The sequence below is a fragment of the Azospirillum isscasi genome (assembly GCF_030849505.1).
GTDB classification, from domain to species: Bacteria; Pseudomonadota; Alphaproteobacteria; order Azospirillales; family Azospirillaceae; genus Azospirillum; species Azospirillum isscasi.
Map to the genome: position 1 here is coordinate 1 of NZ_JAUJFI010000143.1, position 14,570 is coordinate 14,570.

General features: G+C 68.5%; 13 protein-coding genes. 2 read left to right on the top strand and 11 right to left on the bottom strand.

Annotated elements, in window-relative coordinates:
- Together QSG27_RS22260 and QSG27_RS22265 are read left to right on the top strand one after the other, a co-directional pair.
- Window positions 1-194: hypothetical protein (locus QSG27_RS22260; protein ID WP_306709986.1), on the top strand; the 194-nt coding region annotated here is incomplete at its 5' end.
- Window positions 195-616: 422 nt separating this feature from the next.
- Complete coding sequence (locus tag QSG27_RS22265) at window positions 617-2,107, top strand: glycosyltransferase (RefSeq protein WP_306709988.1); 1,491 nt, start codon at window positions 617-619, stop codon at window positions 2,105-2,107.
- A 269-nt stretch (window positions 2,108-2,376) separates the two neighbouring features.
- Here QSG27_RS22265 and QSG27_RS22270 read toward each other — a convergent pair whose 3' ends face one another.
- The 11 genes from QSG27_RS22270 to QSG27_RS22320 all read right to left on the bottom strand — a co-directional run bounded on the left by QSG27_RS22270 (window position 2,377) and on the right by QSG27_RS22320 (window position 14,531).
- Window positions 2,377-3,447 (bottom strand): alpha-ketoacid dehydrogenase subunit beta, encoded by a 1,071-nt coding sequence (locus QSG27_RS22270; protein WP_306709989.1) that lies wholly within the window; start codon window positions 3,445-3,447, stop codon window positions 2,377-2,379.
- Window positions 3,428-4,396, bottom strand: coding sequence for a thiamine pyrophosphate-dependent dehydrogenase E1 component subunit alpha (locus QSG27_RS22275; protein ID WP_306709991.1), 969 nt, complete (start codon window positions 4,394-4,396; stop codon window positions 3,428-3,430). Before QSG27_RS22275 ends, QSG27_RS22270 begins: the two co-directional genes overlap by 20 nt.
- Before the next feature lie 73 nt (window positions 4,397-4,469).
- Window positions 4,470-5,471 carry a GHMP family kinase ATP-binding protein gene (locus QSG27_RS22280; protein WP_306709993.1) on the bottom strand — a complete coding sequence of 334 codons (1,002 nt, stop codon included), beginning with the start codon at window positions 5,469-5,471 and terminating at the stop codon, window positions 4,470-4,472.
- Window positions 5,468-6,193: a sugar phosphate nucleotidyltransferase gene (locus tag QSG27_RS22285; protein ID WP_306709994.1), complete on the bottom strand. Its 726-nt coding sequence runs from the start codon at window positions 6,191-6,193 to the stop codon at window positions 5,468-5,470. The genes QSG27_RS22280 and QSG27_RS22285 overlap by 4 nt, the downstream gene beginning before the upstream one ends.
- Window positions 6,183-7,757: a B12-binding domain-containing radical SAM protein gene (locus tag QSG27_RS22290; RefSeq protein WP_306709996.1), complete on the bottom strand. Its 1,575-nt coding sequence runs from the start codon at window positions 7,755-7,757 to the stop codon at window positions 6,183-6,185. The genes QSG27_RS22285 and QSG27_RS22290 overlap by 11 nt, the downstream gene beginning before the upstream one ends.
- 18 nt (window positions 7,758-7,775) lie before the next feature.
- Complete coding sequence (locus QSG27_RS22295; RefSeq protein ID WP_306709998.1) at window positions 7,776-8,720, bottom strand: NAD-dependent epimerase/dehydratase family protein; 945 nt, start codon at window positions 8,718-8,720, stop codon at window positions 7,776-7,778.
- 34 nt (window positions 8,721-8,754) lie between these two features.
- Entirely contained in the window at window positions 8,755-9,924 is a 1,170-nt protein-coding gene (locus QSG27_RS22300; protein WP_306710000.1) for a DegT/DnrJ/EryC1/StrS family aminotransferase, read from the bottom strand.
- A 547-nt stretch (window positions 9,925-10,471) separates the two neighbouring features.
- Entirely contained in the window at window positions 10,472-11,770 is a 1,299-nt protein-coding gene (locus QSG27_RS22305) for a nucleotide sugar dehydrogenase (protein WP_306710002.1), read from the bottom strand.
- A 79-nt stretch (window positions 11,771-11,849) separates the two neighbouring features.
- Window positions 11,850-13,064 carry a class I SAM-dependent methyltransferase gene (locus QSG27_RS22310; protein ID WP_306710004.1) on the bottom strand — a complete coding sequence of 405 codons (1,215 nt, stop codon included), beginning with the start codon at window positions 13,062-13,064 and terminating at the stop codon, window positions 11,850-11,852.
- 11 nt (window positions 13,065-13,075) lie between these two features.
- Window positions 13,076-13,798 carry a class I SAM-dependent methyltransferase gene (locus QSG27_RS22315; protein ID WP_306710005.1) on the bottom strand — a complete coding sequence of 241 codons (723 nt, stop codon included), beginning with the start codon at window positions 13,796-13,798 and terminating at the stop codon, window positions 13,076-13,078.
- A gap of 4 nt (window positions 13,799-13,802) precedes the next feature.
- Entirely contained in the window at window positions 13,803-14,531 is a 729-nt protein-coding gene (locus tag QSG27_RS22320; protein WP_306710006.1) for a sugar nucleotide-binding protein, read from the bottom strand.
- Between the last annotated feature and the right edge of the window lie 39 nt (window positions 14,532-14,570).

A 14,570-nucleotide genomic window follows, 5' to 3' on the forward strand; every position in this document is an offset into this window, starting at 1 on the left:
ACGCTGTGTGGGGGCTTCGCCCGGCCCCAGCCCGATCCTTCATGGGCGCATTTCCCACCACGTCCCTGGACGTTAGCCTCATCTCGCCTGTTTCATCATTCTCCGAAGGACGCCGCATCGACACCGGAAAGCCGAACCCGCCCACCATCCCTGTCCATACGGAAGAAATGGGCCATACGGAAGAAGGGGATTGAGGCGCAGCTTCCCCATTGCCCGAACCCCGTGCTTCCCGAATGTCCCATGCCCTTGAAGCCGGCGGGAAGCGCGCGTTTCCCGGATCAGGAGGCGAAACACGCCGCGGGGAAGGGGCGGGACCGCAGGACACGGCGGACGGGGCCTGCCCGGCGGGTGAATTTGTGGAAATCCCGGCAATGGGGAGATACAGTGCGCCGCGCACCGACACCGAAATCTCCATCGATGGACATTGGAAGCCACGCCCCGTCTCCCAGAGCCGAAGCCGCACACCCTGGCTGTTTCGTGGCAAGATCGGAACTTCGATGGCGATACCGTGGCCCTGGCGTCGTCGCCCCCCTCATGTCCAGGGCTTCGGCCACCCTGACCGTCCTGTCCTGCGGAGGCCGGGACGCTTCCGGAAACGTTGCTGCGGACCGTCGCCATGACCATTGAGAATCGTGAGGATACCGTCGCCGGAACATCGTCCGGAGACGGCGGCGCGGGCGCCCTTTCGCCCCGCCAGGAGAGCGTGCGGACGCTGTTCGACCGGCTGGCCGCGGAGCGCGACCGCTGGGTCGAGCGCAACAGCGCCTTCCACGAGGCCGACCGGGCCTATCTGCGCTTCCTCGTGCCGGAGAACGCCTCGGTGCTTGAGGTCGGCTGCGGCACGGGCGACACGCTGGCCTTCCTGCAGCCGTCGCGCGGGGTCGGCATCGACCTCAGCCCGGCGATGGTCGAGCGGGCGCGGCAGCGCCATCCGGGGCTGGAGTTCCACACCGGCAACGCGGAGGACCCGGCGGTCCTGGCGGGGGTCGCCGGGACTTTCGACGTGATCCTGCTGTCCGACACCATCGGCTTCCTCGACGACATCGAGGAGACGCTGCGCCATCTGCACCGCTTCGCCACGCCGCGCACCCGCATCATCGTCAGCTACCATTCCCGCCTGTGGGAACCGGTGCTGGGCCTTGCCGAGAAGCTGGGCCTGAAGATGCCGCAGGGCCAGCTCAACTGGCTGTCCAGCACCGACATCGCCGGGCTGCTGACGCTGGCCGGCTGGCAGCCGGTGAAGCGGGAATGGCGCCAGCTCGTGCCGCGCCGCCTGCTCGGCCTCGGCACGCTGATCAACCGCAGCATCGCCCCGCTGCCCGGCGTCCGGAAGCTGTGCCTGCGCAACTACGTGGTGGCACGCCCGGCCCCGCGGGCGCCGGAAAAGCAGCCGTCCTGCACGGTGCTGATCCCCTGCCGGAACGAGCGCGGCAACATCGAGAACGCCATCCGCCGCCTGCCGCGCTTCTGCCCGGACCTGGAGGTCGTCTACGTCGAGGGCAACAGCCAGGACAACACCTACGAGGAATGCCTGCGCGTCCAGGCCGCCCATCCGGACTGGGACATCAAGGTCATGAAGCAGCCCGGCAAGGGCAAGGGCGACGCGGTGCGCGCCGGCTTTGCCGCGGCGCGCGGCGACATCCTCATCATCCTCGACGCCGACCTGACCGTCCCGCCGGAGAGCCTGCCGAAATTCTACCGCGCCATCGCGTCCGGCCAGGGCGAGTTCATCAACGGCACGCGTCTGGTCTACCCGATGGACGACCAGGCCATGCGCTTCCTGAACTGGATCGCCAACCGTGCCTTCGCCCGCATCTTCTCCTTCCTGCTGAACACGCGCTTCACCGACACGCTGTGCGGCACGAAGGTGCTGTGGAAGAGCGACTACGACCAGATCGTCGCCAACCGGCATTACTTCGGCGACTTCGACCCGTTCGGCGACTTCGACCTGATCTTCGGCGCGTCCAAGCTGAACCTGGAGATCGTCGAGGTGCCGATCCGCTACGCCGACCGCACCTACGGCGAGACGCAGATCAGCCGCTTCACCCATGGCTGGCTGCTGCTGCGCATGGTGCTGTTCGCCTGGAAGAAGCTGAAGGCGTTCTGAGGACCGGCCCTGGATCGCTCCCCGGGCGGCTCCGGCGGTGGGCGGCAGGACCGGGGATCGGCCAAACCCACGGGGACCAAGCGCTGCTGGGCGCGACGAGATGATTTGGGCGTCGATCCGCGGAATTCATCAAGGCCAGTCGCCGACGGCTGCGACAACAGGCCGGACCCATGGATGCATCCTTCTCGGCCGGTCAGTATGGATTTCCCTCTTGCGCCGGACGGGCCGTCCACCACTCATCTCAGTCAAGCTGCTGGACCGTCTCGTCTTCAGAACGGTCCGCAGAATGAACTCTGGTACGACAGCCTGGTGCGCTCAGGATCCGGCTGCCATGCCGGTGCGGCAGGCCGCACCATGGCGTGGATGGCTGAGGCGACCGTACCGGGATTGGGGTAGAAGGCCGCCTCCAGCGGCGGAGACGGCGGGCATGTGACCGGGGCGAACCCAATCCGCCTCACCATGATGCCGGCATCCGGGCCCGCGCGCTCCAGCACCGCGGCAATGATTTCCGCACTGGCGCCGCAGGGAAGCCAAGCGTTGTCCGCGACCAGGAGTCGGCGGGTGCGGCGGGCCGAGGCGAGCAAGCTATCGATGTCCAGCGGCTGCAGCCAGACCGGGTCGATCACCTCCGCGGAAATGCCAACCTCGGCCACCAGGTCGCGGGCGCGCAAACATTCCGGCACCATGTTGGAGATCGCCACGACGGTGATGTCGTCGCCCGGACCGACGACGCGCGCCCGTCCAGGACGCACCTCGAAAGGCGCTTCGGGGACATAGGCTTCCGTGCCATAGAGCAGCCGGTGCTCCATCACCAAGACCGGGTTGTCGTCGCGGATGGCGGCGATCATGCAGCCCTTGGCGTCGTGCGCGTTGGACGGTGCGACGATTTTCAGGCCGGGAATATGCATGAAGAGAGAGTGCAGCGCTTGGCTGTGCTGGGCGCCTTGCCCCCAGGACTTACCAACCATGCTGCGCACGACCAGCGGCACCTTGACCGACCCGCCGTACATCGAATGGGCCTTGGCCGCGATGTTCACGAGTTGATTCATGCACAGCAGCAGGAAGTCCATACGAATGTGGACGTGTATAGGGCGCATACCGGCCATCGCGGCCCCGATCGCCATGCCGGTCATGGCGTCTTCCGACAGCGGCGTGGTGAAGACGCGCTCGGGGCCGAACTCCTGGAGCAGCCCCCGCGTCGACCCTTGGATTGACTTGTGGTCGTCCACATCGAGCCCGAAGAGAAACACGCTTTCGTCACGCGCCATTTCCTGCGCGAACGCTTCCTGCAAGGCGTCGACGTAGCGGAGCAGGCGTCCTTCAGCTGTAGACGTGCTCATAAAGCTCCTCGGGTTCCGGAAAGGGACTGGCTTCGGCAAAGGTGAAGGCTTCGGCAACCTGTACCCGGATTTCCGCGTCGATCCGCGCGCGCAGGGCCGGTTCGATCCGGTCGGCAAGGCGCGCCACCTGATCGTCCGCCTTCCAGGGCGCGAGTTCGTCCGCCGAGCGGTACCCCTGGTCGTAGTCGCGGTTGGGACCGACATGCTCCTGCCAGCGGTAGCACAGCACCTCCAGGAAGGCCGGACCCGCACCGGCCCGCATCGCTGTGATCGCTTCGGCGGCGCGCGCCCGCACGGTCGTCAGACTGCCGTCGGAGATGCGGTCGGCCGGGATGCCATAGGTGGCGACGCGCTCGACCAAGCGGTCGGTGGCCCAGCGCTTGGAAAGCGGTTCGTGGATGGCGTACCCGTTGTTCTCGCAGACGAACAGGATGGGCAGCTTGTGCAAGGCCGCGAAGTTCAGGCTCTCGGCGAAACACCCCTCCTCGGTGGCGCCGTCCCCGAGGAAGCAGACGGTCACCTGTCCGGATCGCTGGCGCTTGGCGGCAAGCGCGAACCCGACGGCGACCGGGATGTTGGTGCCCACGACTGCCGAGGCGCCGATCACGCCGGCGTCCATGTCGATCAGATGCATGGAGCCGCCGCGCCCCTTCGCGCAGCCCGTGCGTTTGCCGTACATTTCTGCGACCAGGGCGCGGAGGTCGCCGCCCTTGGCGACATAGGCCGCATGCCCGCGATAGGTGATGGAGACACGGTCCTTTGCCGTCAGAACGTCGCACACGCCGACGGCGATGAACTCCTGCCCGATGGACAGATGGATGGGGCTCTTGATCTTGTCCGTCGGATAGACGCGTGCGATTTCCTCCTCCAGGTGACGGATCAGGCGCATCCTGCGGTACAGGCGAACGATCGTCTGCGTGTCTGAATCCCCTCGATTTTCCGGGTTCACAAAAGCCTCACTGCAAAATGCCAAGACACGCCGCTTCGGCCGAAGATAGCGGCCTCTTTCGTTACTCTCTCGCCTATCTCTCGAAATCGTTGGGCTCGTAGACTACGATTTTGCTGCCGGCATTGTCGAAACGGAATTTCACCGCGGTGAACGCCTCCAAGCGTTTGCGCAGGCCGTCCTGCCGCTCCGGCGGAACGAACAGGAGCAGGAAGCCGCCGCCGCCGGCACCCAGCAGCTTGCCCCCCAGGGCGCCGGCGCCGAGGGCCGTCTCGTAGAGTTCGTCGATGGCGGGGTTGGAGACGCCGGGCGACAGCGTGCGCTTCAGCATCCAGCTTTCGTGCAGCAGCCGGCCGAGATCCGCCAGGTCCCGCCGCGGATCCCCCAGGATCGACGCGGCCTCGTCGACCATGGCGCGCATGTCGAGAAGCTGCGCCTCGCACGCGTCGAGATTCGCGATCTTGTCCTTCTCGATGTCCGAGGCGTAGCGCGACAGGCCCGTGAAATAAAGAACGAGATGGCTTTGCAAAGCCTCCCGGCGCACGCGGTTCATGATCAGCGGCGTGACGTCGATGGACCCGTCGACGTTGAAGTCGATCCGGTTCAGCCCCCCATAAGCCGCCCACGTCTGATCCTGCGAGCCGACCGCCTCGCCGATCACCGTCTGCTCGATGTGGATCGCTTCGGCGGCAAGCTGCTCTTTCGTCACCATCCGGCCATGGAAGGCGTGCAGCGCGTTCAGGAGCCCGACCGTGAAGGAGGAACTCGACCCCAGCCCGGACCGCGCCGGCAGGTCGCCGTCATGGTGGATCTCTAGCCCCTCGCTCATGCCCATCTCGCCCAGCACCGCGCGGACGGCGGGGTGCCGGATGTCGGCAACCTCCCGGACCTGCTCGATGTTCGAATAGACGATGCGGTGCCGGTACTCGAAGAAGGGCGGCAGCCTGCGCAGGCTGATGTAGCAGTACTTGTCGATGGCCCCACCGATCACGGCACCGCCATGCGCGCGGTACCATTTCGGAAAGTCGGTCCCGCCGCCGAACAGGGAAATGCGGAAAGGCGTGCGGCTGATGATCATGCGTCCGTCCGCGCCATCACATGGCCGGCCATGGCCAAGCTTTCGGGCGTGCCGATGTCGAGGAAGCGCGCCTGGACGACGTGGGCGTGCAGTGTCCCCGCCGGCGCCCGTTCCAGGACGTCGCGTTCCAGAGACACCGCTCCCGCCGCCGCGGCATGGTCCAGGAACGCGGCGGAGACCAGATACATCCCGGCGTTGACCGTCCCCCGGCCGGGCGCCTTTTCGACGAAGCGGCGGATCCGCCCGCCGGCGTCCACCTCCACCCGGCCGTAGCGCCCGGCGTCCTCCACCTCCACGCACAGCAGCGACGCCTCGGCCTGCGATGCCCGGTGCGCGGCCACGAAGGCGCCGAGGTCGGCATCGACGAAGGTGTCGCCGTTCATCACCAGCACCGGATCCGAGCGCAGCGCGCCGCGCGCGTGGCCCAGGGCTCCGGCGGTGCCCAGCGGCTCCGGCTCGATGCGGCATACGATGTCGAGGGAGCCGTCGAAATCCCCGCGCGCCAGCCACGCCGTCACGCGGCCGGCCCGATGGCCGAGGCACAGCACCACGCGCCGCGCGCCGAAGCCCGCCAGACGATCCAGCAAATGTCCGAGGAAAGCGCGGCCCGCCACCGGGGCCAGCACCTTGGGCGTGTCGCCCAGGACCGCGCTGATCCGGGTTCCGAGACCGCCGGCTAGAACCGCGACATCGACGCCGGCAAGGGTGGACTCAGGCTTCATGGGCCAACCCTCCCGGTGCAGCGGCCTCCGCGGCCTCCAGGAGATTCCGGTGCAGCGTGTGCCGGGTCATTTCACGGATGTGGCGGCTGGTGTCCGCGCCGAAGCGCTGGTCGACCATCTTCAGATAGCGCGGATTGGTGAAGTATTCGGTAAAGGCCTTGTCCCGGAACGCCAGGACTTCGGCGGCCGTCAGCGTCTCCGTCGCCAGCGGCCTGCAGTCGGCGCTGTGCTGGGAATAGCCGCTCCAGCTCTCCGGCAGGTCCCACCCCTTGCCCACCGCCTCGTCGTAGAGCGGCGATCCCGGGTAGGCCATCGCCGAGTAGAAGTTGGCGAACTCGCAGTTCAGTTCCTTCGCGAGGTCCAGCGTGGCGCGCATCGACTTCGCGTCATCGTCCGGCAGGCCGAAGATGTAGTTGCCGATGACGTTGATCCCCGCTTCCTGGATGGCGCGGACGATGCCCACGATGTCCTCGTTGCGCAGCGCCTTCCTGGCGCCGTCGCGCACATGCTTGCTTCCCGACTCGATGCCCAGGGCCAGCCAGCGGAAGCCGGCCCGGCGCAGCCTGTCGAGCATGCGCGGCTTCACCGTGTCGACGCGGGCGTAAGCCCAGAGGTTCAGCGTGTTGCCGAGCCGTTCGTTGCGCGGGATCAACCCCTCGCAGATCGCGGTGACGTGCCGCTCGTTCAGCACGAACATCTCGTCCACGATCTTGAAGGTGCGCACCCCGTATTGCTCGATCAGCAGGTCGATCTCGCGCAGGACCGCCTCCGGCGAGCGGAACCGGTAGCCGTTCCGGCCGAAGGGCGCGTTGATGCAGCAGAAGCTGCAGGTGTAGGGGCAGCCCAGCGTCGTGTAGATCGACGCGTAGGGCCTGCGCGCGCCCATGTCGCCGAAGCATTGCCAGTTGTGCGCCCGGTATTTCTCCATGGGCAGCAGGTCCCAGGAGGAGGCCGGCAGGTCGCGGTCCAGATCCTCGACCAGCGGCGCCGGCCGGGTGCGGCGCACCTCGCCCTCGTGCCAGTGGACGATCCCCGGGACATCGGACAGGTCCGCCGGGGACAGGTCAGCCGGGGACAGGCCGTCCGGCGTGCCGGATTTCAGCGCGTGCAGCAGCGCGTCGACGGTGACCGGCCCCTCGCCGGTCGCGACGAAATCCACCGCCTCCTCGCGCAGGGTGCGTTCCGGCAGGGCGGCGGCATGGCCGCCGATGACGATGACCGTCTGCTCCGGCGCCGCGTCCTTCACCGCGCGGGCCAGGGCGCCCGCGGCCGGCATGGACTGGGTGGAAGCCGAGGGCTGGTGGCCGTAGACGACGATCGCCACCAGCCGGGGCGCCATCTCCGCCACCTTGGCGGCGACGGCGGCGGCATCCCACCCTTCCGCCTCGCTGTCGATGATGGCGGCGCTGTGCCCCCGCTGCCGGCAGTAGGTGGCGATCAGGCCGCACCACAAGGGGGGCTCGATGGCCGTCAACTCGTCGCCCAGGCTCTGGTAGATCCGGCCGCGGCCGCCCGGATGGATCAGCAGGAGATCGAGGCGTCCATCGCTGGTGGGGGCGGTCATGGGCACGGCCTTTCCCGTTCAGACGTTGCCGTGGACGCCGTTGCGCAGCATCCGGTAGCCCTTGACCAGCTCCCGGATGCCGTCGTCCAGCCCGTGGGCCGGCTTGTAGCCGGTGGCCTCGATCCGCTCGTTCGACACGATGTAGTCGCGCTTGTCCGGATCCTCGCCGATGGGGGCCTCCAGGAACGCGAACGCCGGCAGGTGGGCGCGGATGCGCTCGCACAGCTCCCACTTCGACAGGTTGGCGTCCGACAGGCCGACGTTGTAGGGCCGGTCCCTCATGGCGTCGAAGTTGGCCAGCCCGTGCAGGAAGGCGCGGGCGACGTCGCGGATGTGGATGTAGTTGCGCTTGAAGTGCGGCTCGAACAGCACGACCGCGCGGTCGTTGACGGCGCGATAGACGAAGTCGTTGACCAGCAGGTCCACCCGCATGCGCGGGGCCATGCCGAACACCGTGGCCAGCCGGAAGGAGATGGCGTTGCCGCGCTCCAGCACCGCCTGTTCCGCCTCCACCTTGGTGCGGCCGTACAGCGAGATCGGGCGCAGCGGCGTGTCCTCGGTGCAGAACCTGCCCTGCTCCCCGATGCCATAGCCGGAGTTGGTGACCGGCATCATGATGCGCTGGTCGCGGGACAGCAGGCGGATCAGCGTCAGCACCGCGTCGCGGTTGGTCGAGGTCGCCGCCAGGACGTCGGCGTCGCACAACGGGGCGCCGACCAGGGCGGCCAAAGGGATCACCGCGTCGGCGGACTGGACCAGGGGCCGCAGCGTGGCCTCGTCGCGGGCATCGCCGCGCACGATGTCGAAGTTCGGGTGCGCGCAGACGTGCGCCAGGGGCACCTGCCGGAACAGGAAGCTGTCCAGCACGGTCACCCGGTGGCCCGCGTCCAGCAGCGCCGGAACCATGATGGAACCGAGATAGCCGGCGCCGCCGGTCACGAGGATGTTCATGCTGTCGGCCATGTCGGTTTCCGGGAGAGGGGGGGCCGGGAGGAGGTCAGGAGCAGACGCGGTCGAGGACCGTGTGCAGACGGTCGATCTGCGCCGTCAGGTCGTGGGGATGATTGCCGACGAAGAAGCCCAGATCATGCGCGGTGTAGGCGTTCTCGATGCGGTCAACGATGTCGTAGTCGTAGTGCCGGAGCACGTCGTGGCGCAGGAAGCAGCCGCCGGTGATGATGCGGAAGCCAATGCCGGCCTCCTTCAGCGCCGCGAAGACCTTCTCGCGGTCGGGGTCGCGCGACGGGTTGAGGATGATGGTGAAGCTGAAGGACGAGGACAGGCCGTTCTCGCGCTGGATGATGAAGCGCTCGTCCCCGGCGAACAGCTCCTGGAACAGCGCCATGTTCGTCCGGCGTGCGGCAACCATGGCCGGCAGTTTCTTCAGCTGCTCACGCCCGACCGCGGCCTCCATTTCCAGCGGGCGGACGTTGTAGCCGGGCAGGATGAAGCGGTACGCCTCGAAATGGTCGGAGGAGCCACGCTCGAACAGCGGCGTGTCCGGCGGCAGGTCGCGTGTCCAGCCGTGGGCGCGCATCGACCGGCACAGATGCGCCAGTTCCAGGTCGTCGGTCAGCACCATCCCGCCTTCCATGGTCGAGATGTGGTGCGAGAAGAAGAAGCTGAAGGTGTTGAGGTCGCCGAACGTGCCGGTCTTGCGCCCGTTCAGTTCGGCGCCCAGGGATTCGCAATTGTCCTCCAGGACGTGGAGGCCGTGCGCGTCGGCAAAGGCGCGGATCACGTCCAACGCAGCCGGATTGCCCAGGATCGACACCGGCACGATGGCCCGGGTCTTCGGCGTCAGCGCCCGTTCCAGCTTCGAGACGTCCATGTTCAGCGTCTCAAGCTCCACATCCACGAACCGCAGCTTCAGCCCGTATTGCTGAAGCGGATGGTAGGTGGTGGCCCAGGAGATGGCCGGAACAATGACCTCGTCGCCGCGCTGGAGGGGCCGGTCCTTCTTGTAAGCAAGGGCGGCGACCGAGATCAGGTTGGCCGAGGAGCCCGAGTTCACCATGATGCCGTGCCGGACGCCGAACCACTCGGCGAACTCCCGCTCGAAGGCGGCCACCTGTTCGCCCATGGTGAAGCGGCCCGAAGCAATGACGCGCTGCAGGGCTTCGGCCTCTTCAGCGCCCCAGGAGGAGGCCGCCAACTCGTAGAACATCCGTTCGACCTCGATTTGAAACCGGCGACGGCCGCCTGGAAACGACACCTGACGGGCGGGCATTCCTTATAGTGGAATTCCTTGCCATGGAATTCCATTCTGTTGTCCGCAAACAGTCACTAACAACCGTTTAAAGCGGATTGCGATCCGCTTTGGACCGCGACGGCGGACCCGGTCGCCCATGCGACCGAAGCCCGCCGGCGAATGAGGCGATATGAGTCTATAGCGAACGGACGTTCGCTATAACGCACAGGCCGGACCATCGGAGGCCGGAAATCCTGTTTCCCCCATCCCTTCTTCGGGACGTTTCATCCACCATGCCCCAGCCCCGCCGCATCTCGGTGATCGGGCTCGGCTGCGTCGGCCTGCCGGTGGCCGTCGCCTTCGGGCGGGACTCCACCGCCGGCTGTTCACCGGAGCGCATCAACCCCGGCGACAAGGAGCACCGGTTCGAGACCATCACCAATGGTCGTCTCCGGCCCCGACGCGGCGACGCGGGAACTGGTCGCCGCGGTCTGCGGCAGCGTGGTGACGGCCGGCGTGCGGCCTACAGCCGCCAGAGCTGCACACCAGCGGGCATGGCGGTGCGGTCGAGCACGCCCTTGACGTCCAGGACAAGGCCGCGGCCGTCCCTCAGGAGGGCGGTGATGAGATCCCAGCCCTCGGCGCAGTAGGCGGCGTGCGGTACCGCCAGCACCACCGCGTCGGCCGGCGGCAGGCGGTCGCGCGGGGTCAGTGTCAGGCCGTACTCGTGCGCCACCTCGTCCGTCCCGGCCAACGGGTCGTGGACGGCCACCGTCACGCCAAAGCTTTCCAGTTCGGCCACGATGTCGACCACGCGGGTGTTGCGGATGTCGGGCACGTTCTCCTTGAAGGTGAGCCCCAGCACCGTGACGCGCAACGGTTCGGCGCCGATCCCATTGGAGCGCTCGCGCAACAGCCGCTTCACCGCCTCGCGCGCCACATACTGGCCCATGGTGTCGTTGATGCGCCGGCCGGCCAGGATGACCTCCGGGTTGTGGCCGAGCTGCTCGGCCCGGTGGGTCAGGTAATAGGGGTCGACACCGATGCAGTGGCCGCCGACGAGGCCCGGCTGGAACTTCAGGAAATTCCACTTGGTGCCGGCGGCGGCCAGCACGTCGCGGGTGTCGATGCCCAGCCGGTGGAAGATCACCGCCAGTTCGTTCATCAGGGCGATGTTGACGTCGCGCTGGGTGTTCTCGATCACCTTGGCGGCCTCCGCCACGGCGATGGAGGCGGCCTCGTGCACGCCGGCCGTCACCACGCTGCCGTAGACCGCGGCGACCAGTTCCCGCGTCGCCGCGTCGGAGCCGGAGACGACCTTGGTGATGGTCTCGAACCGGTGCTCCTTGTCGCCGGGGTTGATGCGCTCCGGTGAATAGCCGACGGTGAAGTCCCGTCCGAAGGTCAGGCCCGACTCCGCCTCCAGCACCGGCACGCAGTCCAGTTCGGTGGCGCCGGGGTAGACGGTGGATTCGTAGACCACCACGTCGCCGCGCTTCAGATACCGCCCGACGGTGCGGCTGGCGGCCAGCAGCGGGCGCAGGTCCGGGCGCCGGGCGTCGTCGATCGGCGTCGGCACGGTGACGATGTGGAAGTCGGCCTTCTCCAGGTCGGCGGGGTCGTCGGTCAGGTGCAGGGTGGCCGCCGCCAGATCCGCGTCCGCCACCTCGCCCGTGTGGTCGTGCCCGGCCTTCAGCGCCGCGATACGCCGCGCGTCGATGTCGAAGGCGACGACAGGCACGCCGGTCCGCCCGAACGCGACGGCCACCGGCAGGCCGACGTAGCCGAGCCCGATCACTGAAATGCGGCGGGAGTGGGTCATGGAAGGCTCCTGACAGACGAGCAGGGGAGGGATGGGTGTCTTATACACGCTCCGCCATGGCGGGGGAGCGGAAAGCGGCTCAGTCGGACCCCGGGAGGCCAAGTGGCGGAAGGCCAGGTGGCGGGAGATCAGGCGGCGGGATAAGGGCGAAGCGCTCTCCCTTGCTCCGGCCGATGATGCCGGCGGCCATCGCGGGGGTCATCGGCATGCAGACCGTCGCTCCGGCGGGAACGTCGCCCGGCGCCAGCACTGGCCGGCCAAGATAGCTGGTGCCGGCCCGCGCCGGATCCTCGTCCACGAAGAAGCGGACGTGCTCCGTCCCCAGCCGGCCGGCCAGCCAGCTTGCCGCGATGGAGGTGCCGAACAGCCCCACGCCCCCGTCCTCCGCGCGTGCGCGCGTCTCATCGCGCAACCGGCGCAGCCACCGCACATGGCCTTCGACCAGCCGGCGTGCGCGGGCCGGGTCAGCCGGCGGCGCGTCCTCCAGCCCGTCCCCCCGCCCCGCCGGAACGGCGATCGCACTGATTTCCCGCGGGATCCAATCGCGCCGGCAGAGCGCCACGGCGAAGCCCGCCTGCCGCAGCGACCGGGACAGGGTGGCGGCCGAGAAATGGGTGGCGTGATCGACCACCAGCAGGTCGAAAGGGTTGGCCTCGACATCGGGCACCTCGACGATCAGCCGGCCCTGCGGGTCCAGCCGCTTCCCGACCGAGCGCAGGAAGCCCTCCGGCCCCTCGACATGCTCCAGAACATGCAGGGCGGTCGCCAGACCGTAGCGGCCGGGAAGATCGGCAAGGTCGCCGGTGTGGAAGCGCTCGACGCCCGCGATCGCCTCGATGGCGGGCCGGTAGTGGTCGCCGAGATCCGTCCCCGTCAGGCGCCAGCCGGGGCGCAGCCGGGCGGCGTGGCGCAGCAGGGTGCCGTCGCCGCAGCCGAGATCGAGCAGCCGGCCCTCGTCCGGCGGGGACAGGGTCTCCAGCACCTTCGTCAGAAGGAGCAGCGAACGCGCCACCCCCATTCCGGAGCCGGCGCCGAAGACCGCCTGTTCGCCGCCTTCGCCTTGCCGGTAGACCCGGTAGGAGGCGTAGATGTCGCGGCACCGGGCCCGCCAGCCCTCGGTCACCGCCTTCTGGACGGTGCCGCAGGTTCCGCACACGGCCAGGGGCATGCGGTCCGGCCAGGGGCGGCAGTCCGAGGTGACCCCGCCCAGATCGTCCAGGCCCGACGTTCCGCCATCGGCCGCCACGACGCCGGCCTCGGCCCCGCACAGGTGGCAGGCCGTGCGATCCGTCATCGCCCGATCCGTCATTCCGCGGTCCCGGACGGCGCCTTGGGGCCGACCGCAAGGCCGAAGAGGTAATGGGCCATCGGGAAGAAGCCCGTGTGCACCACCTCGTCGTTCATGGAGAACATGAACACGTTGTGGAAGCGGTCCAGCAGCGCTGCGCGCAGCGCCTCGCCCGTCTTGCAATTGACGTGGCCGGCCTTGCTCTCGGGCGAGGCGTAGGCCTGACTCTCCAGCGACGGCATGCCGACGATCAGCACGCCCTGCGCACCGAGCGGCGCCATGACGTGGCTGAGGAAATCGGCCTCCCGCTCCGGCGGGATGTGCTCCATCACGTCGAGCGCGTAGACCGCGTCGAACCGGCCGGGCAGCGGGCCGGCCAGGACGTCGTGGACCAGCGTCCCGCACACCCAGGGGGGCGTCATGCGGGCCTCGGCGTCCTCCAGGAACAGGGGGTCGAAATCGCTGACCGTGAGCCGTCCGACCTCCTGCTGGACAAGGCGGGAGCAGAAGGCGTCGCCGCAGCCGACCTCCAGCACGGACGCTTTCCCCTTCAGCATCTTGGCCACGAACTTGTAGCGCGCCAGGGTGAAGACGAGGCGCTTGGGGTCTTGGTGCCAAACCTGGTTGTTCATCAGCCCGAAGCGGGCCAGCCCCACGCGGTCGCGCAGGTCGAACAGGCCCTGATTGACCGGATCCCGTGCGCGGTCCCGGTTTTCCGGGCTGTTGTCGTCGTCGGTCATGCCATCATCTTCCTTCCGTCAGGTCCCTGTCCGGGCAGATGGCGTCCGGGCCGGTATCGAGGCAGGCCATCACCGCCTCCATGGCCGACGGCGGGACGAGCCCCAGCTCCGCGCGGACGCGGGCGGTGTCCAGCGATGTCCAGCGGGAGGGCCGGTCGCCGCCCATCAGCGTGTGGGCCACTCCCGCCACGGGCCGCACCAGGGCGGGGTCGCAGCCGAGCCGGTGGACGACGTGCCGGGCGGCGTCAGCATAGGTGACGTCGCCCGGAGCGGAAAGCTGCCAGACGCCCGCCACGCTCCGTTCCTGGGCGTCTTCGGGTGCCACGATCCGGCGGATGGTTTCCGCCACCAGATCGACCGTCACGGGCGCGAAGGGGAAGTCGCTGAAGGGGCTGATCGGCCGCCCGGCGCACAGGTCGGCGGCCCAGCCGTCGAACAGCGGCAGGCCGGGGTGGACGACCTTGGTCAGCCGCAGCACGCCGGCCCCCGGAAGCGCCCGGATGCCGGCCTCCGCCGCCGCCTTCTGCCGGCCGTATTCCGACACCGGGCAGAGGGCGTCGTCGGCCGGGCGGTGCGGGACCGATCCGTCGAACACCTGGTTGGTCGACAGGAACAGCACGGGGGTGCCGCGCTCCGCCAGCCAGGAAGCAAGGCCGACGGCGCCCGCCACGTTGACCGCCTCCGCCCCGGCCGGATCAGGGCGGCCATCGTCAACGCCAGGGCCAATCCCCAGCGCACGTTACCGTTGCTCCGCATGCTCACCTCCACCGTC